Source organism: Streptomyces sp. NPDC004667 (assembly GCF_040609475.1).
Taxonomy (GTDB): Bacteria; Actinomycetota; Actinomycetes; order Streptomycetales; family Streptomycetaceae; genus Streptomyces.
The window spans coordinates 24,771-45,081 of sequence record NZ_JBEXKC010000067.1 but is presented as its reverse complement, the minus strand read 5'-3'; the positions used below and the strand labels follow the sequence as shown (position 1 = coordinate 45,081).

Annotated in this window: 14 protein-coding genes, 1 tRNA gene and 1 rRNA gene; 12 read left to right on the top strand and 4 right to left on the bottom strand. The window is 71.5% G+C overall.

Going from position 1 to position 20,311, the window contains the following annotated elements; all coding sequences use genetic code 11:
* From rrf to ABZW32_RS29440, 3 genes are all read left to right on the top strand, one after another.
* Positions 1–93 (top strand): 5S ribosomal RNA (rrf, locus tag ABZW32_RS29450); the annotation flags it as partial.
* 5 nt (positions 94–98) lie between these two features.
* Positions 99–171: transfer RNA gene (locus tag ABZW32_RS29445), tRNA-Thr, on the top strand.
* 86 nt (positions 172–257) lie between these two features.
* Positions 258–746: an isochorismatase family protein gene (locus ABZW32_RS29440; protein ID WP_356221503.1), complete on the top strand. Its 489-nt coding sequence runs from the start codon at positions 258–260 to the stop codon at positions 744–746.
* An 11-nt stretch (positions 747–757) separates the two neighbouring features.
* Here the strand turns inward: ABZW32_RS29440 and ABZW32_RS29435 are convergent, their stop codons facing one another.
* Positions 758–3,283: a SpoIIE family protein phosphatase gene (locus ABZW32_RS29435; protein WP_356221501.1), complete on the bottom strand. Its 2,526-nt coding sequence runs from the start codon at positions 3,281–3,283 to the stop codon at positions 758–760.
* Between the two features lie 227 nt (positions 3,284–3,510).
* Here ABZW32_RS29435 and ABZW32_RS29430 point away from each other — a divergent pair, with 227 nt between their 5' ends.
* The 9 genes from ABZW32_RS29430 to ABZW32_RS29390 all read left to right on the top strand — a co-directional run bounded on the left by ABZW32_RS29430 (position 3,511) and on the right by ABZW32_RS29390 (position 17,842).
* Entirely contained in the window at positions 3,511–9,009 is a 5,499-nt protein-coding gene (locus ABZW32_RS29430) for a HAMP domain-containing protein (RefSeq protein WP_356221498.1), read from the top strand.
* 235 nt (positions 9,010–9,244) lie between these two features.
* Positions 9,245–9,928 carry a response regulator gene (locus tag ABZW32_RS29425; protein WP_356221496.1) on the top strand — a complete coding sequence of 228 codons (684 nt, stop codon included), beginning with the start codon at positions 9,245–9,247 and terminating at the stop codon, positions 9,926–9,928.
* A gap of 187 nt (positions 9,929–10,115) precedes the next feature.
* Complete coding sequence (locus ABZW32_RS29420; RefSeq protein WP_356221494.1) at positions 10,116–12,923, top strand: DNA translocase FtsK; 2,808 nt, start codon at positions 10,116–10,118, stop codon at positions 12,921–12,923.
* Between the two features lie 208 nt (positions 12,924–13,131).
* Complete coding sequence (locus ABZW32_RS29415) at positions 13,132–14,031, top strand: RodZ domain-containing protein (protein WP_356221491.1); 900 nt, start codon at positions 13,132–13,134, stop codon at positions 14,029–14,031.
* Between the two features lie 124 nt (positions 14,032–14,155).
* Positions 14,156–15,649, top strand: a complete 1,494-nt coding sequence (gene rimO, locus ABZW32_RS29410) for a 30S ribosomal protein S12 methylthiotransferase RimO (protein ID WP_356221488.1) — start codon at positions 14,156–14,158, stop codon at positions 15,647–15,649.
* Positions 15,646–16,302, top strand: coding sequence for a CDP-diacylglycerol--glycerol-3-phosphate 3-phosphatidyltransferase (gene pgsA, locus ABZW32_RS29405; protein WP_356221486.1), 657 nt, complete (start codon positions 15,646–15,648; stop codon positions 16,300–16,302). The genes rimO and pgsA overlap by 4 nt, the downstream gene beginning before the upstream one ends.
* An 86-nt stretch (positions 16,303–16,388) precedes the next feature.
* Entirely contained in the window at positions 16,389–16,868 is a 480-nt protein-coding gene (locus ABZW32_RS29400) for a nicotinamide-nucleotide amidohydrolase family protein (RefSeq protein WP_356221510.1), read from the top strand.
* A gap of 109 nt (positions 16,869–16,977) precedes the next feature.
* On the top strand, positions 16,978–17,358 hold the full coding sequence (locus ABZW32_RS29395; RefSeq protein ID WP_007266936.1) for a helix-turn-helix transcriptional regulator: 381 nt from the start codon (positions 16,978–16,980) through the stop codon (positions 17,356–17,358).
* A gap of 193 nt (positions 17,359–17,551) precedes the next feature.
* On the top strand, positions 17,552–17,842 hold the full coding sequence (locus ABZW32_RS29390) for a hypothetical protein (RefSeq protein ID WP_356221507.1): 291 nt from the start codon (positions 17,552–17,554) through the stop codon (positions 17,840–17,842).
* On the opposite strand, the gene ABZW32_RS29385 is transcribed toward ABZW32_RS29390, so the two are convergent.
* The 3 genes from ABZW32_RS29385 to ABZW32_RS29375 all read right to left on the bottom strand — a co-directional run bounded on the left by ABZW32_RS29385 (position 17,790) and on the right by ABZW32_RS29375 (position 20,231).
* A complete protein-coding gene (locus tag ABZW32_RS29385) occupies positions 17,790–18,557 on the bottom strand; it encodes an SDR family NAD(P)-dependent oxidoreductase (protein ID WP_356221483.1) in 768 nt (255 codons plus the stop codon). The two genes, ABZW32_RS29390 and ABZW32_RS29385, sit on opposite strands and share 53 nt — an antisense overlap.
* Positions 18,558–18,593: 36 nt before the next feature.
* Complete coding sequence (locus ABZW32_RS29380) at positions 18,594–19,406, bottom strand: DNA-formamidopyrimidine glycosylase family protein (protein WP_356221480.1); 813 nt, start codon at positions 19,404–19,406, stop codon at positions 18,594–18,596.
* A gap of 108 nt (positions 19,407–19,514) precedes the next feature.
* On the bottom strand, positions 19,515–20,231 hold the full coding sequence (locus ABZW32_RS29375) for a hypothetical protein (protein WP_356221477.1): 717 nt from the start codon (positions 20,229–20,231) through the stop codon (positions 19,515–19,517).
* Positions 20,232–20,311: the final 80 nt, after the last annotated feature.

Below are 20,311 nucleotides of genomic sequence, written 5' to 3'. Positions count from 1 at the left end.
CGCCCGGTTTACATTCCGAACCCGGAAGCTAAGCCTTTCAGCGCCGATGGTACTGCAGGGGGGACCCTGTGGGAGAGTAGGACGCCGCCGAACAACCCGCCCTTTTAGCTCAGTCGGTAGAGCGTCTCCATGGTAAGGAGAAGGTCAACGGTTCGATTCCGTTAAAGGGCTCTGATGAAAAAGGCCCCCGCCATTAGGCGGGGGCCTTTTTTGCGTTGTGCCCACGACAGGGCCGGCGCCCGAAGAATAATGGCCGCATGACGACCGCCCTGATCCTCATCGACCTGATGCCCCGCATCGTCGCGCTGCCGTTGGCACCCCACACCGGGACGGAGGTCGAGGAGCGCTGCCGGCGACTGGGCGAGGTGTTCCGGGCCGAGGGGCTGCCGGTGGTCGTGGTGCGGGTGGAGCGGCCGAACGTCGCGGAGCAGCCGCCGGGGAGCGGGCTCGTGGACGGGCTCCGGCAGCCGGGGGACATCGAGATCGTCAAGCGCACCGTGGGCGCCTTCCACGGGACCGGCCTGGACGAGCGGCTACGGGAGCGGGGCGTGGACACGGTCGTCGTCGCCGGTCTGGTCACCACCATGGGGGTGGAGTCGACGGCCAGGGCCGCCTCCGATCACGGCTACGACGTCGAGTTCGTCGGGGACGCGATGTCGGGGTTCGCGGCCGACGAGCACGCGTTCGCGGTGGACCGGATCTTCCCCCGGTTCGGGGCCGTCCGGACCACCGCCGACTACGTCTGAGACCGGGACGGTCAGTCGCCCGTGCGCTGGCCCGGAACGCGGAACGCCAGGATGGCCATGTCGTCCGAAGCCGGTTCCGCCGCGAAGCGCTCCACCGCCCGCAGGATGCGGGAGGCCACCGCGCCGGCGGTGAGGCCGGTACAGGTGGTGAGGACGTCGGCCAGGCCGTCGTCGCCGAGCATGCGCGCGCCCTCGCGGCGCTCCGTCACCCCGTCGGTGACGCACAGCAGCACGTCGCCCGGGTCGAGGGTCAGGGTCTGTTCGTAGAGGTCGAGGTCCTCGATGACACCGAGGAGCGGCTGCGGTTCGGCGGCCGGGGTGACCTCGCCGTCCGGGCGCAGGCGCAGCGGGAGCGGGTGACCCGCGCAGACGACCTTCATCAGGGCACCGCCGTCGGGCCGCGGGTGCAGTTCCCCGTAGAGGAGGGTGAGGAAGCGGCTGCGGGCGCCCTCGTCCAGGATGGCCGCATTGAGGCGCTCAAGGACCGCCGGGCCGCCCAGGCCCTCGCGGGCGAGCAGGCGCAGGGCGTGGCGGGCCAGGCCGGTGACGGCGGCGGCCTCGGGGCCCGTCCCGCAGACGTCGCCGATGGCGAAGCCGTACACGCCGTCGCGGATCGGGAAGACGTCGTAGAAGTCGCCGCCCACCTCGTTGCCCTCGCCGGCGGCGCGGTAGATCACCTCGACCTCCATGCCGGGGATCGCGGGGGAGCCGGGCGGCAGGAGGCTGCGCTGGAGGGAGCGGCTGATGGCGGTGCGCTCGGAGTAGAGGCGGGCGTTGTCGAGGGCCAGGGCGGCGCGGCGCGAGAGGTCGTCGGCGAGTTCGAGGATCTCCTGGCGGAAGTGCTCCTCGCTGGGCTTGCCGAGCGTGAGCAGGCCGATGACGCGGTTGCGGGCGAGGAGGGGAAGGACCACCGTCTCCCCGCCGACCGCGAGGGCGGCCTCCGCCCAGGGCCGGGCGCCGGCCTCGCGGACCGGGTCGGGCGGGCTGACCCGGGAGAGCAGGGCCTTGAGGCCGTCGATGCGTTCCTCGTCCTCGTGCAGGACGTAGGCGAGGGAGGGGTCGGAGGCCTGGTCGGCGATGGTGTAGACGGCGCACCAGGTGGCCAGGGTGGGGACGGTCATCTGGGCCATCAGGGCCAGGGTCTGGTCCCGGTCGAGGGTGCCGGCGAGCAGGTCGGAGGCCTCGACGAGGAAGGAGAGGGAGCCTCGGCGCAGCCGTTCCAGTTCGCCGAGCCGGGCGGACTCGACGGCGAGGGCGAGGCGGTCGGCGGCGAACTGGAGGCGCAGGGCCTCTTCGTTCGTGTAGCGGCCGGGGCCCTCGGCGGCCACGCCGAGGGAGCCGGTGAGCCGCCCCTCGACCTTGAGGGGGACGGTGACCACGGAGCGCATGCCGGTGGACTCCAGGAGCGGGACGGCTCCGGGTACGGCGGCGAGGTCGTCGTGGACGGCGGGCATCCGGGCCGAGCCGTAGCGGCTGGCGCCGGCCTCGACGGGGACGCGGGCGAAGCGCTGGCGAGTGGAGGGCAGCCCGGTGGTGGCGCGGACCTCAAGTTCCGTCTCGTCGTCGGTGGCGAGGAGGAGGAAGGCGGCGTCGGCGTCGAGCATGTCGCGGGCCCGTTCGACGGTGCGCTGGAGCAGACCCTCCAGATCGTCGGGGGCGGGGGAGCCGATGAACAGCTCGAAGGGGTCCGCGGGGCGCGGCTCGGTGAGCTGACCGCCGTCGGAGGCGGGTACCCGGGCGGGGGTCTGGAGCAGGGCCCGCTCGTCGTCGTGGACGAGGAGGCAGACGATGGAGGGTTCGCCGTGGGCGTCGCGGACGCGCAGGTGGGAGGCGTAGACGGGGATGACGCGGCCGTCGGCGCCGCGGATGCCGTAGCTGCCCTCCCAGCGGGACAGGCGCAGGGCCTCGGCGACGCCGGTGCCGGTGCCGGGGGTCTGGGGCCAGGCGGCGAGCTCGGCGAGCGGGCGGCCCAGGGCCTTCTCGGCGGGGTGGCCGAAGATGTGCTCGGCGTCCTCGTTCCAGGCGGACACGGCATCGGCGGAGTCGATCTGGACGACGGCCACGCGGACCCGGCTGTCGGCCAGGGGCAGCATCTGGTCGGGGACGACGGGGCCCGCGGAGCGGGTACCGACCGGCCGGTCCGGGAGGTCGAGGCGGAACCACACGTGTTTGTGGGTGGTGGTGTACTCGACGCCCCAGCGGGTGGCGAGGGCGGCGCAGAGCATCAGGCCGCGGCCGCTCTCGCGGTCGGGATCGGCGTACGGGCGCTGACCGGGGGGCTGGAGCGGGAGCTCGCGCTCCGGGTAGCGGTCGGCGACCTCGACGCGTACGCCGTCCCCGGAGCGCAGGCACAGGACCTCGGCCCGGGTGCCGGCGTGGACCACGGCGTTGGTGACGAGCTCGCTCGTGAGCACCACGGCGTCGTCGACGATGTCGGCGAAGCCCCAGCCCTGGAGCGTGTCGCGGACGAACGCGCGGGCGGCGGCGACCGAGCGCCCCTGTGGGTCGAAACTGGCAGCCGCCCGTGCCGTGATCACAAGTCTCCTTCGACGCGGTGGGACATCGGAAGCCAGGTTACTTACCTTCGCGGTCGTGAGGAGGCCGTCGTCGGGGATTCCACCCGCGGGGTGCGGCCGGTGTGCGATGGTGCCGGAGTGTTATGGCCTGGTTGGGCCGGGGTGAAACACTGGGCAGTCTTGGAGTGCCGGTCGTGGGTAGTCGGATGTCCGGTGGAACAGCGGTCGACCCTTTCGGGAGGGACACGGTGGAGTCTGGCGCAGCGGTGCGGCGTACGGGAACGCGCCCGAAGGGCGGTCGGTCCCGGCGGGGCGGCACGACGGAAGTCGATACCGCCGCGCTGAACCGGCTGCTCACGGCCCTGGTGTCGATGCGGGACGGCAACTTCCGCAAGCGGCTGACGGTGTCCGGCGAGGGCGAGATGGCGGAGATCGCCGCCGTCTACAACGAGGTCGCCGACCGCAACCTCCACCTGACCGGGGAGTTGTCCCGGGTCCGGCGGATGGTGGGGCGCGAGGGGAAGCTGAGCGAGCGGCTGGAGACGGGTGCCTGCGAGGGCTCCTGGGCGGCCGCGATCGACGCCTCCAACCAGCTCGTGGACGATCTCGCCCGGCCGGTGTCCGAGGTGGGGCGGGTCCTGTCGGCGGTGGCCGAGGGTGACCTCGACCAGCGGATGGACCTGCGGACGCAGACCCCGGAGGGGGTCGGGCACCCGTTGCGCGGGGAGTTCCTGAAGGTCGGCCGGACGGTCAACAACCTGGTCGACCAGCTGTCGGCGTTCACCGACGAGGTGACGCGGGTGGCGCTGGAGGTGGGCACCGAGGGCAAACTCGGCGGTCAGGCCCAGGTGCGCGGAATGTCCGGTTCTTGGAAGGACCTGACCGATTCCGTCAACACGATGGCGTACCGGCTCACCGCCCAGGTGCGTGACATCGCTCTCGTCACGACGGCGGTGGCGAAGGGCGATCTGTCGCGCAAGGTCACGGTGCACGTGGCCGGCGAGATGCTCCAGCTGAAGAACACCGTGAACACCATGGTGGACCAGCTGTCCTCCTTCTCCTCCGAGGTGACGCGCGTCGCCCGCGAGGTGGGTACGGAGGGTGAACTGGGCGGTCAGGCCAAGGTGCCCGGGGTCGCGGGCGTGTGGAAGGACCTGACCGACTCCGTCAACACGATGGCGGGCAACCTGACGGCCCAGGTGCGGGGCATCGCGCAGGTGACGACGGCCGTCGCGAACGGCGACCTGTCGCAGAAGGTGCGGGTCAGCGCGCGCGGAGAAGTGGCGCAACTGGCCGAAACGATCAATCAGATGACCGAAACCCTACGGACCTTCGCGGACGAGGTCACGCGTGTGGCCAGCGAGGTCGGGGCCAAGGGTCTGCTCGGCGGCCAGGCGCAGGTGCCGGGGGCCGCGGGTACGTGGAAGGACCTCACCGACTCGGTGAACACGGTCTTCCGCAACCTCACCACGCAGGTGCGCGACATCGCGCAGGTGACGACGGCGGTGGCCAACGGCGACCTGTCGCAGAAGGTCACCGTCGATGTGGCCGGCGAGATGCTGGAGCTGAAGAACACCGTCAACACGATGGTGGACCAGCTCCAGTCCTTTGGTGCCGAAGTGACCAGGGTGGCCCGTGAGGTGGGTGTCGAGGGCGAGCTCGGCGGCCAGGCGCAGGTGCCGGGGGCAGCCGGTACGTGGAAGGACCTCACCGACTCGGTGAACACCGCCTTCCGCAACCTGACCGGTCAGGTCCGCAACATCGCGCAGGTGACGACGGCGGTGGCCAACGGCGACCTGTCGCAGAAGGTCACCGTGGACGTCTCCGGCGAGATGCTCCAGCTGAAGAACACCGTGAACACGATGGTCGACCAGCTGTCCTCCTTCGCCGACCAGGTCACGCGGATGGCCCGGGACGTGGGTACGGAGGGCAGGCTCGGCGGACAGGCGCGGGTCGAGGGGGTGTCCGGCACCTGGAAGGAGCTGACCGACTCGGTCAACTTCATGGCCGGGAACCTGACGTCCCAGGTGCGTCAGATCGCGCAGGTCACGACGGCGGTGGCGCGCGGTGACCTGTCGCAGAAGATCGACGTGGACGCCCGGGGCGAGATCCTGGAGCTGAAGAACACCATCAACACGATGGTCGACCAGCTCTCCGCCTTCGCGGAGCAGGTGACCCGGGTGGCCCGGGACGTGGGTACCGAGGGCCGCCTCGGCGGGCAGGCGCAGGTCCCGGGCGTGGCCGGGGTCTGGCGCGATCTGACGGACTCGGTGAACGGCATGGCCGGGAACCTGACCTCGCAGGTGCGCAACATCGCGCAGGTCGCCACGGCGGTGGCGCGCGGTGACCTGTCGCAGAAGATCGACGTGGACGCCCGGGGCGAGATCCTGGAGCTGAAGAACACCCTCAACACGATGGTCGACCAGCTCTCCAACTTCGCGGAGCAGGTGACCCGGGTGGCCCGTGAGGTGGGCACCGAGGGCATCCTGGGCGGTCAGGCCGAGGTCAAGGGGGTCTCCGGCACCTGGAAGGACCTGACCCAGTCCGTCAACTTCATGGCGAACAACCTGACCTCGCAGGTGCGCAACATCGCCGAGGTGACCACGGCGGTCGCCATGGGCGACCTGTCGAAGAAGATCACGGTCGACGCCAAGGGCGAGATCCTCGAACTGGTCACCACCGTGAACACGATGGTGGACCAGCTGTCCTCCTTCGCGGAGCAGGTGACCCGGGTGGCCCGTGAGGTGGGTACGGAGGGCATCCTGGGCGGTCAGGCGCGGGTGCGCGGGGTCACGGGCATCTGGAAGGACCTCAGCGACAACGTCAACACGATGGCCGGCAACCTCACCGCCCAGGTGCGCGGGATCGCACAGGTCTCGGCGGCCGTGGCGAACGGCGACCTGACGAAGAAGGTCACCGTCGAGGCGCGCGGCGAGGTCGCGCAGCTCGCCGACACGGTGAACACGATGGTCAAGACCCTGTCGTCCTTCGCGGACGAGGTCACGCGCGTGGCCCGCGAGGTGGGTACGGAGGGCCGCCTGGGCGGCCAGGCCCACGTCCCCGGGGTCTCCGGCACGTGGAAGGACCTCACCGACTCGGTGAACTTCATGGCCTCCAACCTGACCGGCCAGGTCCGGCAGATCGCCATGGTCACGACGGCCATCGCCAAGGGCGACATGACCAAGAAGATCGACATCGACGCGCGCGGCGAGATCCTGGAGCTCAAGACGACCATCAACACGATGGTCGACCAGCTGTCCTCCTTCGCCGACCAGGTGACGCGGGTGGCGCGCGAGGTGGGCACCGAGGGCATCCTCGGCGGCCAGGCCCGCGTCCGTGACGTGGACGGCACCTGGCGGGACCTCACCGAGTCCGTGAACGAGATGGCCGGGAACCTCACCCGGCAGGTGCGCGCCATCGCGGCCGTGGCCACCGCGGTGACCCGCGGCGACCTCAGCCTGAAGGTCGACGTGGACGCGGCGGGGGAGATCCAGGTCCTCCAGGACAACATCAACACGATGATCGTGAACCTGCGCGACACCACCCTGGCCAACAAGGAGCAGGACTGGCTCAAGGGCAACCTCGCCCGGATCTCCGCGCTGATGCAGGGCCGGCGGGAGCTGGACGACGTGGCCTCGCTGATCATGAGCGAGCTGACCCCGGTGGTCTCCGCGCAGCACGGCGCGTTCTTCCTGGCGCTGCCCACCGGCGGGAGCACCGAGATCGGGACGGACGGGGCCGGGGAGGGCTCGTACGAGCTGCGGATGCGCGGGAGTTACGCGTACGCGGGCGGTCAGATGCCCATCTCCTTCCGGCCCGGCGAGGGTCTGATCGGCACGGTCGCCGAGGAGAAGCGGACGATCCTGGTCGAGAACACCCCGCCCGGCTACCTGAAGATCTCCTCGGGGCTCGGGGAGGCCCCGCCCGCGCACGTGATCGTGCTGCCGGTGCTCTTCGAGGGGAAGGTGCTCGGCGTGATCGAGCTGGCGTCCTTCACGCCGTTCACGCAGATCCAGAAGGACTTCCTCAGCCAGATCGCCGAGATGATCGGTACGAGCGTCAACACCATCTCCGTCAACTCCAAGACGGAGGTGCTCCTCAAGCAGTCGCAGGAGATGACCGAGCAACTGCGCGAGCGCTCCGACGAGCTGGAGAACCGTCAGAAGGCCCTCCAGGCCGCCAACGCGGAGCTGGAGGAGAAGGCCGAGCTGCTGGCGCAGCAGAACCGGGACATCGAGGTGAAGAACACCGAGATCGAGGAGGCCCGGCAGGTCCTGGAGGAGCGCGCCGAGCAGCTCGCGGTCTCCATGCGGTACAAGAGCGAGTTCCTCGCGAACATGTCGCACGAGCTGCGGACCCCGCTCAACTCGCTGCTGATCCTGGCCAAGCTGCTCGCCGACAACGCCGACGGGAACCTCTCGCCGAAGCAAGTGGAGTTCGCCGAGACGATCCACGGCGCGGGCTCGGACCTGCTCCAGCTGATCAACGACATCCTCGACCTGTCGAAGGTCGAGGCGGGCAAGATGGACGTCTCGCCGACGCGGATCGCGCTGGTCCAGCTCGTCGACTACGTCGAGGCCACCTTCCGGCCGCTGACGGCGGAGAAGGGGCTCGACTTCTCGGTACGGGTCTCCCCGGAGCTGCCCGCCACCCTGCACACCGACGAGCAGCGACTGCTCCAGGTGCTGCGCAACCTCCTGTCGAACGCGGTGAAGTTCACCGACAACGGGGCGGTGGAGCTGGTGATCCGGCCCGCGGGCGGCGATGTGCCGGCGGCGATCCGGGAACAGCTGCTGGAGGCCGGCTCGCTGCGCGAGGCGGACGCCGATCTGATCGCCTTCTCGGTGACCGACACCGGGATCGGGATCGCTGCGAGCAAGATGCTGGTGATCTTCGAAGCGTTCAAGCAGGCCGACGGGACCACGAGCCGGAAGTACGGCGGCACGGGCCTCGGTCTGTCGATCAGCCGGGAGATCGCCCGGCTGCTGGGCGGGGAGATCCACGCGGCCAGCGAGCCCGGCCGCGGATCCACGTTCACGCTGTACCTGCCGCTGCACCCGAGCGAACTGCCTCCGCAGGGGTACGCGCCGCCCGCGCCCGGCGGCGCCCGCGGGGAGTACCGCAGGGCCGCCGACGAGGCGCGTCCCGCGCCCCAGCCGGTTCCGGCGGTGCCCGCCCCCCTCGCGCAGGCGCCGGTGCGCCAGGCGCTCCCGGCGGCCGAACCCGCCGGGCAGGGCTCGTCGGCGCTCTTCCGGCGGCGCCGCAAGCAGCTGACCGACGCGATGCCGCGCACCGAGGTGCCAGGGCAGCCGTACGGGGTGGGCTGGGAGACCGAGGAGCCGGCCCCGGCGGCGCCGCGGACGTACGACTTCCACGGGGAGCGGGTGCTCATCGTCGACGACGACGTGCGCAACGTCTTCGCCCTGACGAGCGTTCTGGAGCAGCACGGGCTCGCGGTGCTCTACGCCGAGAACGGGCGGGAGGGCATCGAGGTCCTGGAGCAGCACGACGACGTGTCGCTGGTCCTGATGGACATCATGATGCCGGAGATGGACGGGTACGCGACGACGTCCGCGATCCGGCGCATGCCGCAGTTCGCGGGCCTGCCGATCATCGCGCTCACGGCGAAGGCGATGAAGGGGGACCGGGAGAAGGCCATCGACTCCGGGGCTTCCGACTACGTGACCAAGCCGGTCGAACCCGATTACCTCCTGTCGGTGATGGAGCAGCACATGCGCGGAGACTGATCGGCGGGTGGTCGGTGACCGGAGGGCACGGGGGGAACCTTCTGCCCTCCCCTCACGTTTCCGCTTCGTGCACAGTGACATCTTGGTGACAGGGTGTGGCGATCTCGGGACTGGGGCTACGATGACCGGCACAAGGACGGACGGCGCAAGGATGCCGTCCTCTGGGGCGGGGCCCGGCGCGCATGCCGGAGCCAGGAGCCGGGGAGGCCCCATGCCGGGGCGAGGAGGACAGGGCATGGTGCAGAAGGCCAAGATCCTCCTGGTCGACGACAGGCCGGAGAATCTGCTGGCGCTGGAGGCCATCCTCTCCGCGCTCGATCAGACACTGGTCCGGGCGTCGTCGGGGGAGGAAGCGCTCAAAGCGCTGCTGACGGACGATTTCGCGGTCATCCTGCTGGATGTCCAGATGCCGGGCATGGACGGGTTCGAAACGGCCGCGCACATCAAGCGGCGCGAACGGACCCGGGACATCCCGATCATCTTCCTCACCGCGATCAATCACGGTCCGCACCACACCTTCCGCGGTTACGCGGCGGGCGCGGTGGACTACATCTCGAAGCCGTTCGACCCGTGGGTGCTGCGCGCCAAGGTCTCGGTGTTCGTCGAGCTCTACACCAAGAACTGCCAACTGCGGGAGCAGGCGGCACTGCTGCGTCTGCAGCTGGAGGGCGGCGGTTCCCACAACGGCGACGGCGGCAAGGAGACCGCCGGGCTGCTGGCCGAGCTCTCCGCGCGGCTCGCCGCGGTCGAGGAGCAGGCCGAGGCCCTGACCAAGCAGCTCGGCGAGGACGAGGCCGATGCCGCGGTCGTGGCCACCGCCGCGCACCTGGAGCGCAAGCTGACCGGGCTGCGCCGCGCCCTGGACGCCCTGGAACCGGGCGCCGGCGGCGGGGCGCCGATGCTGCCCGCCCAGGGCTGACGGACGGCGGGACGAGCGGGGCGGTGCCGCCGACGGTCCCGAGGTCCGGAAGCGGTGCCTGCGCGACGGTGCCTGGCCGGGTGTCAGGTGTGCCGGTGCGTCAAAGCGCCTACGGACGCGGCGACACGAACGGGTGAAGGGGTGGGCACGCGTGTCCACCGGCGTGCGCACCGGTAACCTCGGGCCCATGGCCTCAAGTACGTCCGGCAAGGGTTCCCAGAGCACCGCGGGCACCGCGAAGGGCCGCACCGGCCGTACGACGGCGCCGGCGAAGAAGGCGGCTCCCGCCCGCAAGCCCCCCGCGAAGAAGGCCGCGGCGGCCAAGCGGCCCCCGGTCAAGAAGGCCGCCGCCAAACCGGCGGCGTCCCCCACGGGGGGCGTGCTGCGGCTCGTGCGCGCCTGCTGGCTCGGTCTCGCGCACGCCGTCGGCGCGGTCCTGCGCGGGCTCGGCCGCGGTGCGAAGAACCTCGACCCCGCGCACCGCAAGGACGGGGTCGCGCTGCTGTTGCTGGCCCTGGCGCTGATCGTCGCCGCCGGGACCTGGTCGAACCTGAGCGGGCCCGTCGGGGACCTGGTCACGATGCTGGTCACCGGCGCGTTCGGGCGCCTCGACCTGCTCGTGCCGGTGCTGCTGGGCGTCATGGCGGTGCGGTTCATCCGCCACCCCGAGCAGACCGACGCCAACGGCCGCATCGGCGTCGGCCTGACCGCCCTGGTCATCGGTGTCCTCGGGCTGGTCCACATCGCCTGCGGGGCGCCGGGCCGCGACGAGGGCACCACCGCGATGCAGAACGCGGGCGGCCTGATCGGCTGGGGTGCCTCCAAGCCGCTGATCTTCACCATGGGTGCGCCGCTGGCCGTGCCGATGCTGGTGCTGCTCACCGTCTTCGGGCTGCTCGTGGTCACCGCGACCCCGGTCAACGCGATCCCGCAGCGGCTGCGCGCGCTCGGGATCCGGCTCGGGATCATCGCGCCGAACGAGTACGACGAGCGGTACGCCGAGCAGGAGGCCGCCGGGCGCCGGGACCGCCACGACGCCGAGCAGTGGCGGGCCCGCACCGGGGCTCTCGCGGGCCCCGGCGGACCGGGTGGCCCGGACGATCCGGCCGACGCCGCCGAGGAGGCGGCGCCGGCCCGGCGGCGCGGGCCGCGGCGCACCGCCGCGCGGCCCGGCGGGCGGGAGATGGACGCGGTCGACGTGGCCGCGGCGGCCGCCGCCGCGCTGGACGGGGTGGTCTACGGGGGTCTGCCCCCGTCCCCGCTGGTCGCCGACCTCACCCAGGGGATCTCCGTGGAGCGCGAGGGCGTCGAGGTCACCGCTCCGGTGCCGCCCGCCCGCGAGGGGCGGCCCGCGGCCTCCGTCCCCGCCTCCGTCGCGCCGATCGTCCCGGCCGGGGCCGAGGCGCCGCACGAGCGCACCGCCGCGGCCTCCGGGACCCTGTCGGTGCCCGACCTGACGAAGACCCCGCCGCAGGCCCAGCCGCTGCCGCCCCGCGCCGAACAGCTCCAGCTGCGCGGGGACATCACGTACGCGCTGCCCTCGCTGGACCTGCTGGAGAAGGGCGGGCCCGGCAAGACCCGCAGTGCCGCCAACGACTCGGTCGTCGCCGCGCTGACGAACGTCTTCACCGAGTTCAAGGTCGACGCGCAGGTCACCGGCTTCACCCGGGGCCCGACGGTCACCCGCTACGAGGTGACGCTCGGCGCCGCCGTGAAGGTCGAGCGGATCACGGCGCTGGCGAAGAACATCGCCTACGCCGTGGCCTCTCCGGACGTGCGGATCATCAGCCCGATCCCCGGCAAGTCGGCGGTCGGCATCGAGATCCCGAACACCGACCGGGAGATGGTCAACCTCGGCGACGTACTGCGTCTGGCCGACGCCGCCGAGGACGACCACCCGATGCTGGTCGCGCTCGGCAAGGACGTCGAGGGCGGCTACGTCATGGCCAACCTCGCGAAGATGCCGCACGTGCTGGTCGCCGGTGCCACCGGCTCCGGCAAGTCCTCCTGCATCAACTGCCTGATCACCTCGATCATGGTCCGGGCGACGCCGGAGGACGTGCGGATGGTGCTCGTCGACCCCAAGCGCGTCGAGCTCACCGCGTACGAGGGCATCCCGCACCTGATCACGCCGATCATCACCAACCCCAAGCGGGCCGCCGAGGCCCTCCAGTGGGTGGTGCGCGAGATGGACCTGCGCTACGACGACCTGGCGGCCTTCGGCTACCGGCACATCGACGACTTCAACCGGGCGATCCGGGACGGCAAGATCAAGCTGCCGCCGGGCAGCGAGCGGGAGCTGAGCCCGTACCCGTACCTGCTGGTGATCGTCGACGAGCTCGCCGACCTGATGATGGTGGCCCCGCGCGACGTCGAGGACTCGATCGTCCGCATCACCCAGTTGGCCCGCGCGGCCGGCATCCACCTGGTGCTCGCCACCCAGCGGCCCTCGGTGGACGTGGTCACCGGCCTGATCAAGGCGAACGTGCCCTCGCGGCTCGCCTTCGCCACCTCCTCGCTCGCCGACAGCCGGGTCATCCTGGACCAGCCCGGCGCCGAGAAGCTGATCGGCAAGGGCGACGGACTGTTCCTGCCGATGGGGGCGAACAAACCGGTCCGCCTCCAGGGCGCCTTCGTCACCGAGGACGAGATCGCCGGGATCGTGCAGCACTGCAAGGACCAGATGGCGCCCGTCTTCCGGGACGACGTGACCGTCGGGCAGAAGCAGAAGAGGGAGATCGACGAGGAGATCGGCGACGACCTCGACCTGTTGTGCCAGGCGGCGGAGCTGGTGGTCTCCACCCAGTTCGGTTCCACTTCCATGCTCCAGCGCAAGCTGCGCGTGGGCTTCGCGAAGGCCGGCCGGCTCATGGACCTGATGGAGTCCCGGGGCGTGGTGGGTGCGAGCGAGGGCTCCAAGGCGCGGGACGTCCTGGTCAAACCCGACGAACTCGACGCGATCCTCGCGGTGATCCGGGGCCAGGACGCCCCCTAGAACGGGGGTCCGTCCGGCTCACCCGACCGTATGGGATCGGCGGGCAACCGTTTCCCCCGGGCGTGCGTCAAGTTGAGGGAGGCAGCGATGGGTGTTCCCGAAGCCATTCGGATGGCGTAGGGAGTACACCCCTCCGGTTGCCCCACCCTTTCGTCACCCCCCTAGACTGGGAAGCCAGCAGGTGGCTACACGCTCGAAAGGCGCACTCGTGTCCATCGGCAACTCCAACTCCCCCGAAGAAGAGCGTCCTTCGACCGACGACCGGTCCGAGGACCGCATCGTCGAACCTTCCGTCGAAGGACCGTCCATCGGGACGGCCCTCAAGAAGGCCCGGATCGCCGCCGGGCTGACAGTCGACGAGGTCAGTTCCACCACCCGCGTGCGCATCCCGATCGTGCACGCGATCGAAGAGGACGACTTCACGCGGTGCGGCGGCGGCGTCTACGCCCGCGGTCACATCCGTACGCTCGCCCGCGCCGTGCACATCGATCCGGAACCCCTGATCGACAGCTTCGACGCGGCCCACGGCGGCCGGCCGGCACCCACCCCCGCCGCGCCGATGTTCGAAGCCGAGCGGATCCGGCCCGAACGGCAGCGGCCCAACTGGACCGCCGCCATGGTCGCCGCCATCGTCGCCGTGATCGGCTTCGTCGGCTTCACCGCCTTCAGCGGCGGCGGCGACGGTCAGGGCAAGCGGCCGGTGGCGGAAGGTTCCGCCGCCCCGAAGGCCGCACCCAAGCAGCCCGCGGGCAAGCCGGCCGCCCAGCCCCAGCAGACCCCGTCGGCGCCCAAGCCGGAGCCCTCCGACAGCGCCATCGCCGCGGCCCCCAAGGACCTCGTCACGGTCGTCCTGACGGCCGACACCGGCGAGAGCTGGATCTCCGCGAAGGACCACAGCGGCCGGCTGCTCTTCGACGGAACCCTCGCGCAGGGCGAGTCGAAGACCTTCACGGACAAGGAGTCCGTGGACCTGGTGCTCGGCGATGCCGGGGTCGTCAAGCTGTTCGTGAACGGCAAGGAGATCAAGGAGCGCTTCCAGGCCGGTCAGGTGGAACGTCTCACCTACACCAAGGACGACCCCCGTCAGGGCCAGGCCCAGGCGGGCTGACCAGCACGGAATAAAAAGTTCCAGATCCCCGGGATCCCGCGCGGCACCTGCCGCCGGCCCCGGGGATCTTGTTCTGGGGGGACTTGGGCGGGGGCCCGCGTCCGGACGAAGTAGTCTTGAGTCCATGCCCGAACGCCGTACCGTCGCCCTTGTCACTCTTGGCTGCGCCCGTAACGAGGTGGACTCGGAGGAGCTCGCAGGCCGCTTGGCGGCGGATGGCTGGGAGCTCGTCGAGGACGCCGCCGACGCGGACGTAGCCGTCGTCAACACCTGTGGCTTCGTCGAAGCCGCCAAGAAGGACTCCGTAGACGCCCTGCTGGAAGCCAACGATCTCAAGGATCACGGCAAGACCCAGGCCGTCGTCGCCGTCGGCTGTATGGCCGAGCGCTACGGCAAGGAACTCGCCGAAGCGCTCCCCGAGGCCGACGGGGTCCTCGGCTTCGACGACTACGCCGACATCTCCGACCGCCTCCAGACCATCCTCAACGGCGGCATCCACGCCTCCCACACCCCGCGCGACCGGCGCAAGCTGCTGCCGATCAGCCCGGCGGAACGCCAGGACACCGCGGTGGCCCTGCCCGGACACGCCCAGGAGCCCGAGGCCGCCCCGGCGGACCTCCCCGAGGGCCTCGCGCCCGCCTCCGGCCCGCGCGCCCCGCTCCGTCGCCGCCTGGGCAACAGCCCGGTCGCCTCGGTCAAGCTCGCCTCCGGCTGCGACCGCCGCTGCTCCTTCTGCGCCATCCCGTCCTTCCGCGGCTCCTTCATCTCCCGCCGCCCCAGCGACGTGCTGGGCGAGACCCGCTGGCTCGCCGAGCAGGGCGTCAAGGAGATCATGCTGGTCTCCGAGAACAACACCTCGTACGGCAAGGACCTCGGCGACATCCGCCTGCTGGAGGCCCTGCTGCCCGAGCTGGCCGAGGTGGACGGCATCGAGCGCGTCCGCGTCAGCTACCTCCAGCCCGCCGAGATGCGGCCCGGTCTGATCGACGTGCTCACCTCGACGCCCAAGGTCGTGCCGTACTTCGACCTGTCCTTCCAGCACTCGGCCCCCGACGTGCTGCGCGCCATGCGCCGCTTCGGTGACACCGACCGCTTCCTGGAGCTGCTGGACACCATCCGCTCCAAGGCCCCGCAGGCCGGCGTCCGGTCCAACTTCATCGTCGGCTTCCCCGGCGAGACGGAGTCGGACTTCGCCGAGCTGGAGCGTTTCCTCACCCACGCCCGCCTCGACGCCATCGGCGTCTTCGGCTACTCCGACGAGGACGGCACCGAGGCCGTCGGCTACGAGAACAAGCTGGACGCGGACACCATCGCCGAGCGCCTCGCGCACATGCAGCGGCTCGCCGAGGAGCTCACCTCCCAGCGCGCCGAGGAGCGGATCGGGGAGACCCTGGAGGTCCTCGTCGAGACGGTCGTGCCGCTGGACGAGGCCGAGGAGGGCGAGGGCGCCTACGGGCGCGCCGCCCACCAGGCGCCCGAGACGGACGGCCAGGTGGTCTTCACGGACGGCGCGGGTCTGGTGCCGGGGCGTATCGTCACGGCCAAGGTGGTCGGAACGCTGGGTGTGGACCTGGTGGCGGAGCCCCTGGACCTGCACCTTGAGGAGGAGGCCGGATGACCGGAGTCCCGGCGTCGGCGGCGGGCGGGACCGGCCGCCGGCCCACGCCCGGCGCGAAGCTCGGGACTGCGGCCGTCAATCAGGCCAGCCTCTGGAACATCGCCAACATCCTGACGATGATCCGGCTCGTGCTCGTGCCGGGATTCGTCCTGCTGCTGCTCGCCGACGGGGGTTACGACCCCGTCTGGCGGGCGCTGGCCTGGGCGGCCTTCGCCGTCGCCATGATCACGGACATCTTCGACGGGCACCTGGCCCGGACGTACAACCTGGTCACGGACTTCGGGAAGATCGCCGACCCCATCGCCGACAAGGCGATCATGGGGTCGGCTCTGGTGTGTCTGTCCTGGCTCGGCGACCTGCCCTGGTGGGTGACGGGGGTGATCCTCGGGCGCGAGCTCGGGATCACGCTGATGCGCTTCTGGGTGATCCGGTACGGAGTGATTCCGGCCAGCCGGGGCGGCAAGCTCAAGACCCTGGCCCAGGGCACCGCGGTGGGCATGTACGTGCTCGCCCTGACCGGGCCGCTGGCGACCATGCGGTTCTGGGTGATGGGGATCGCCGTCGTGCTGACCGTGGTCACCGGCCTGGACTACGTCCGGCAGGCCGTGGTGCTGCGCCGGGCCGGGCTGGCGCAGGAGCGGGCCGCGAAGTGACGTACGGGGCGGGGGACGCACCGGAGACCTCCGGAGCGGTGGAAGACGCGGCGGACACGGCCGGCGTGGCCGGGGACGTACTGCGGATGCTTGCGGAGTGTGACCAGACGCTCGCGGTGGCGGAGTCGCTGACCGGCGGCATGGTCGCCGCCGAGATCACGGCGGTGCCGGGGGCCTCGCGCTCCTTCCTCGGCTCGGTCACGGCGTACGCCACTGAACTCAAGCACCGCGTCCTCGGGGTGGACGCGGCGCTGCTCGCGGCCGAAGGCGCGGTGAACGCGCAGGTCGCAGTCGAGATGGCGACCGGAGTGCGGAGCCTGACGGGTGCATCGTGGGGGATCGCGACCACCGGAGTGGCCGGTCCGGATCCTCAGGACGGGCAGCCCGTGGGCACGGTTTTCATCGCCGTGGCGGGCCCTGCGGGCAGGAAATCGGCCCGGCTGCGGTTGAACGGCTCCCGTGCGGAAATTCGTAGGGAGAGTGCACGGACAGTGCTCGAACTCCTCTCAAGCGAACTCCGCGAGAATCTGCGGGGGCAGGATACGGAACGGAACGGGGGGATTTGATGTTTGCAGCCCTGAGTGAACACGACATCGCTCCCCGCACGGCCGCGGCGCGAGGCGGTACGGTGGGGCGTGAAGGTTACGGCTACACGGTCAGAGGAGGGAGCCACCGATGATTCTGCTCCGTCGCCTGCTGGGTGACGTGCTGCGTCGGCAGCGCCAGCGCCAGGGCCGTACTCTGCGCGAAGTCTCCTCGTCCGCCCGAGTTTCGCTCGGCTATCTCTCCGAGGTGGAGCGGGGGCAGAAGGAGGCATCCTCCGAGCTGCTCTCCGCGATCTGCGACGCGTTGGACGTACGGATGTCCGAGCTGATGCGCGAAGTCAGCGACGAGCTGTCGCTGGCGGAGCTTGCGCAGTCGGCCGCCGCAAGCGAACCGGTGCCGGCACCGGTGCGCCCGATGCTCAATTCGGTTTCCGTGGCCTCGGTCACGGGCGGACCGGAGCGGGTGACCATCAAGGCACCCGTGGAAGCGGTGAACGTCGTCGCCGCTTGAGCGCGAGTCAAGCATGTGAGCGTGGCGGGAGCCCCGGAGGGTGCGTGAGCACCGGCCGGGGCTCTTTGCCGTCCGGGGGCCGGTGGGGCGACGCGGCGGGCGTTCTGGGTGCGGGGGCCGCGGTCCTGCGGGAGGATGGGCCCGTCCCCGATCAGGCCCTCCCCCGGACTGCGTCCGGGGGTACCCCGTGGAGGTGGCCGTGCGGCGGTTGCTCATACCCCTCGCCCTGGCGGTGGGCGTGCTCTGGTGGTGGGCCGTGCTGCGGCTCGTGCTGGTGCCGGAAGGTACCGGGCCCGTGGAGGGCGCCGTCGTGGTCGGCGGATGGGGGCTGGGGCTGTTGCCGGTGCACTGCACGGGGCAGATACCCGTACGCAGGGCCCGGACGGCCGCAGGGGCTGCCGGGGCGTCGCTCGCCGGGGCGGGGAAGCGGCTCACCAGGGCATCGATACTCCGCCGTTCGGACGAAGGATCTGGCCCGTCGTGAAGGACGAGGCGTCGCAGGCCAGGTAGAGCACCGCCTGCGCGATGTCCTCGGGTTCCCCGACCCGGCGCAGCGGGGACATCCGGACCATGGCCTCCTCCGTCCGCTGCTGGACCTCGGAGCCGTGCCGGCCGGTCATGGGCGTGCGGATCCAGCCCGGGGCGACGGCGTTGACGCGGATGCCGTGCGGGCCGGCCTCGGTCGCGAGGGTCTTCGTGAGCTGGACCACGGCGGCCTTGGCGGCGCTGTAGCAGAGCAGCCCCGGCTGGGCGGCGTCCACGGCGCCGGAGGCCATGGTGACCACCGAGCCGGGGCGGCCGGCGGCGATCATGGCGCTGACGGCCTCCTGGCAGGTGCGCAGGACCCCTTTGAAATTGATGTCCAGGATCCGGTCGAGGTCCTCGTCGGTGGTCTCCAGGACGCTGCTGGTGTGCATCACCCCGGCGATGGCGGCGGCGATGTCCAGCGGTCCGGCCGCGGCGACGGCTGCCCGCAGCGCGGCGCGGTCGGTGACGTCGAGGGGGTGGGCGGTGGCGGTGCCGCCACTCTTGGCGATCAGGGCCGCGGTCTCCGCGAGGCCCGGCTCGTCGCGGTCCGCGCAGTGCACGACGGCGCCGGCCCGGGCGAGGAGGAGGGCGGTGGCGCGGCCTATCCCGCTCGCGGCTCCGGTGACGAGCGCGGTGCGGCCGGTGAGGTCGTACGGGGTGGGTGAGGGCATGCAGGGACCGTACGAGCGGATCTGACGGGCCGTCAACTAGCGCGTCGGGGCCGGGCCGGATTGGCAGCTCGGGCACCAGTACGCGGGGCGGTCGTCCTGTACGCCCTCGCGCACCGGGGTGCCGCAGCGCAGGCAGGGGTGCCGGGCGCGGCCGTAGACGAACAGCTCCCGGCCGGGGCGGCGGCTGCCGGTGGTGTTGCGGCGCCGTGGCCGTGCGGGGTCGCCGGTGTTCGCGGCCAGCAGGCGCTGTGCGGCGGCGGCCAGCCGGGGGAGGGTGGCCAGCGGGTCGGGGAGGTCTCCGACCGGGGTCCAGGGGGTGACCTGGGCGAGGAAGCAGAGCTCGGCCTTGTAGATGTTGCCGATGCCCGCCAGGTTGCGCTGGTCGAGCAGGGCCTCGCCCAGGGGCCGCGCGGGGTCGGCGAGGAGGTTGGCCGCCGCCTTGGCCGGATCCCAGTCGGGGCCCAGGAGATCGGGGCCGAGGTGGCCCACCACGCGGTCCTCGTCGGTGGTGCGGAGCAGTTCCAGGACGGGCAGGCGGTAGCCGACGGCGGTGGCGTCGGCGGTGGCCAGGACCGCCCGGATCTCGTGGGCGGGGCCGCCGCGCCACTTCTGGCCGGGCGCGAAGACGTACCAGGCGCCGTCCATGCGCAGGTGGCTGTGGAGGGTGAGGCCGCTGTCGAGGCGGGTCAGGAGGTGCTTGCCGCGCGGGGTGACGCCGAGGACCGTGTCTCCGGTGAGGTCGACGGTGGCGAAACGGGGGACGCGCAGGTCGGCGCTGACGAGGGGCCTGCCCGCGAGCGCGGCGTGCAGGCGGGCCGCGACACGGTGGACGCTGTCTCCTTCGGGCATGCGGCCATTGTCGCGCCGCCGGCCCGGGGAACGCGGAACCCCCTGGGCGGGATGGCCGCCGCAGGGGGTTCGCGGATCAGGAGGTGCGGGCGCCCGACGGGCCGCTCGTCACTTCCAGGTGAGGCCCTTCTGGGCGGGGCTGCTCAGGTTGTTGTACGGGTCGCCCCAGTACTCGGCTCCGGTGACCTTGGTGCCGGTCGGCACGAGGGCGATGGCGCAGGCGGTCTGGCTCTGGCCGTTGGTGAAGCCCTTCGGCAGCGAGTCGCTCGGGCACTTGTCGAACTTGCCGATGGTCAGCAGGACGCCGGACTCGCTGCCGCCGTCGAGCAGGCCCTTGATGTGGCCGACGCTGGCGAAGGACAGGTCCGTGGTGCCGGTGTTCTTGACCGTGTAGTGGATGTAGAAGGGGGTCTGGCCCTTCACCTTGTCGGCGACGTTCAGCGGCGTCAGGTCGGCGGGGGTGCCCGCCTCGATGCCGGTGACGGTGAGGGCGATCTGGCCGCCCTTGTTGCTGCCGTAGCTGAACGGGACGGTGGCGGCCTCGCCGATCTTGAAGGCCTGGCCCGACTTGGCCACCGCGCCGCTGCCGCCCGCGGCGGGCGCGCCGGTGGAGCCGTCGTAGCCGCCCGCGGACGGGGAGCCGGCCGGGGAGCTGGCGTAGCCGGAGGGCTGGCCCGCCGGCTGGGAGGCCGGGGCGGACGGGGCCGCAGGGGCCGCCGGGGTGACCTCCTCGTTGCCGTCCTTGCAGCCCGTCAGGACCAGGCTCGCGGCGACCGCGAGGCCGGCCGCGACCACGGTGGTCTTGCGCATGCTGATGGTGCTCACTGTTCTTCTCCCCCATGACTGTGCACCGCCAATGCGGTGCCTGTGATCACCTTTGATAAGCCATGGATAAGCGTCAGTGC

Coding starts and splice junctions, on each gene's coding strand:
- ABZW32_RS29440 (WP_356221503.1), top strand. CDS start 258: ATGACGACCGCCCTGATCCTCATCGACCTGATGCCCCGCATCGTCGCG.
- ABZW32_RS29400 (WP_356221510.1), top strand. CDS start 16,389: ATGCTTGCGGAGTGTGACCAGACGCTCGCGGTGGCGGAGTCGCTGACC.
- ABZW32_RS29380 (WP_356221480.1), bottom strand. CDS start 19,406: ATGCCCGAAGGAGACAGCGTCCACCGTGTCGCGGCCCGCCTGCACGCC.
- ABZW32_RS29395 (WP_007266936.1), top strand. CDS start 16,978: ATGATTCTGCTCCGTCGCCTGCTGGGTGACGTGCTGCGTCGGCAGCGC.
- pgsA (WP_356221486.1), top strand. CDS start 15,646: ATGACCGGAGTCCCGGCGTCGGCGGCGGGCGGGACCGGCCGCCGGCCC.
- ABZW32_RS29420 (WP_356221494.1), top strand. CDS start 10,116: ATGGCCTCAAGTACGTCCGGCAAGGGTTCCCAGAGCACCGCGGGCACC.
- ABZW32_RS29425 (WP_356221496.1), top strand. CDS start 9,245: ATGGTGCAGAAGGCCAAGATCCTCCTGGTCGACGACAGGCCGGAGAAT.
- rimO (WP_356221488.1), top strand. CDS start 14,156: ATGCCCGAACGCCGTACCGTCGCCCTTGTCACTCTTGGCTGCGCCCGT.
- ABZW32_RS29385 (WP_356221483.1), bottom strand. CDS start 18,557: ATGCCCTCACCCACCCCGTACGACCTCACCGGCCGCACCGCGCTCGTC.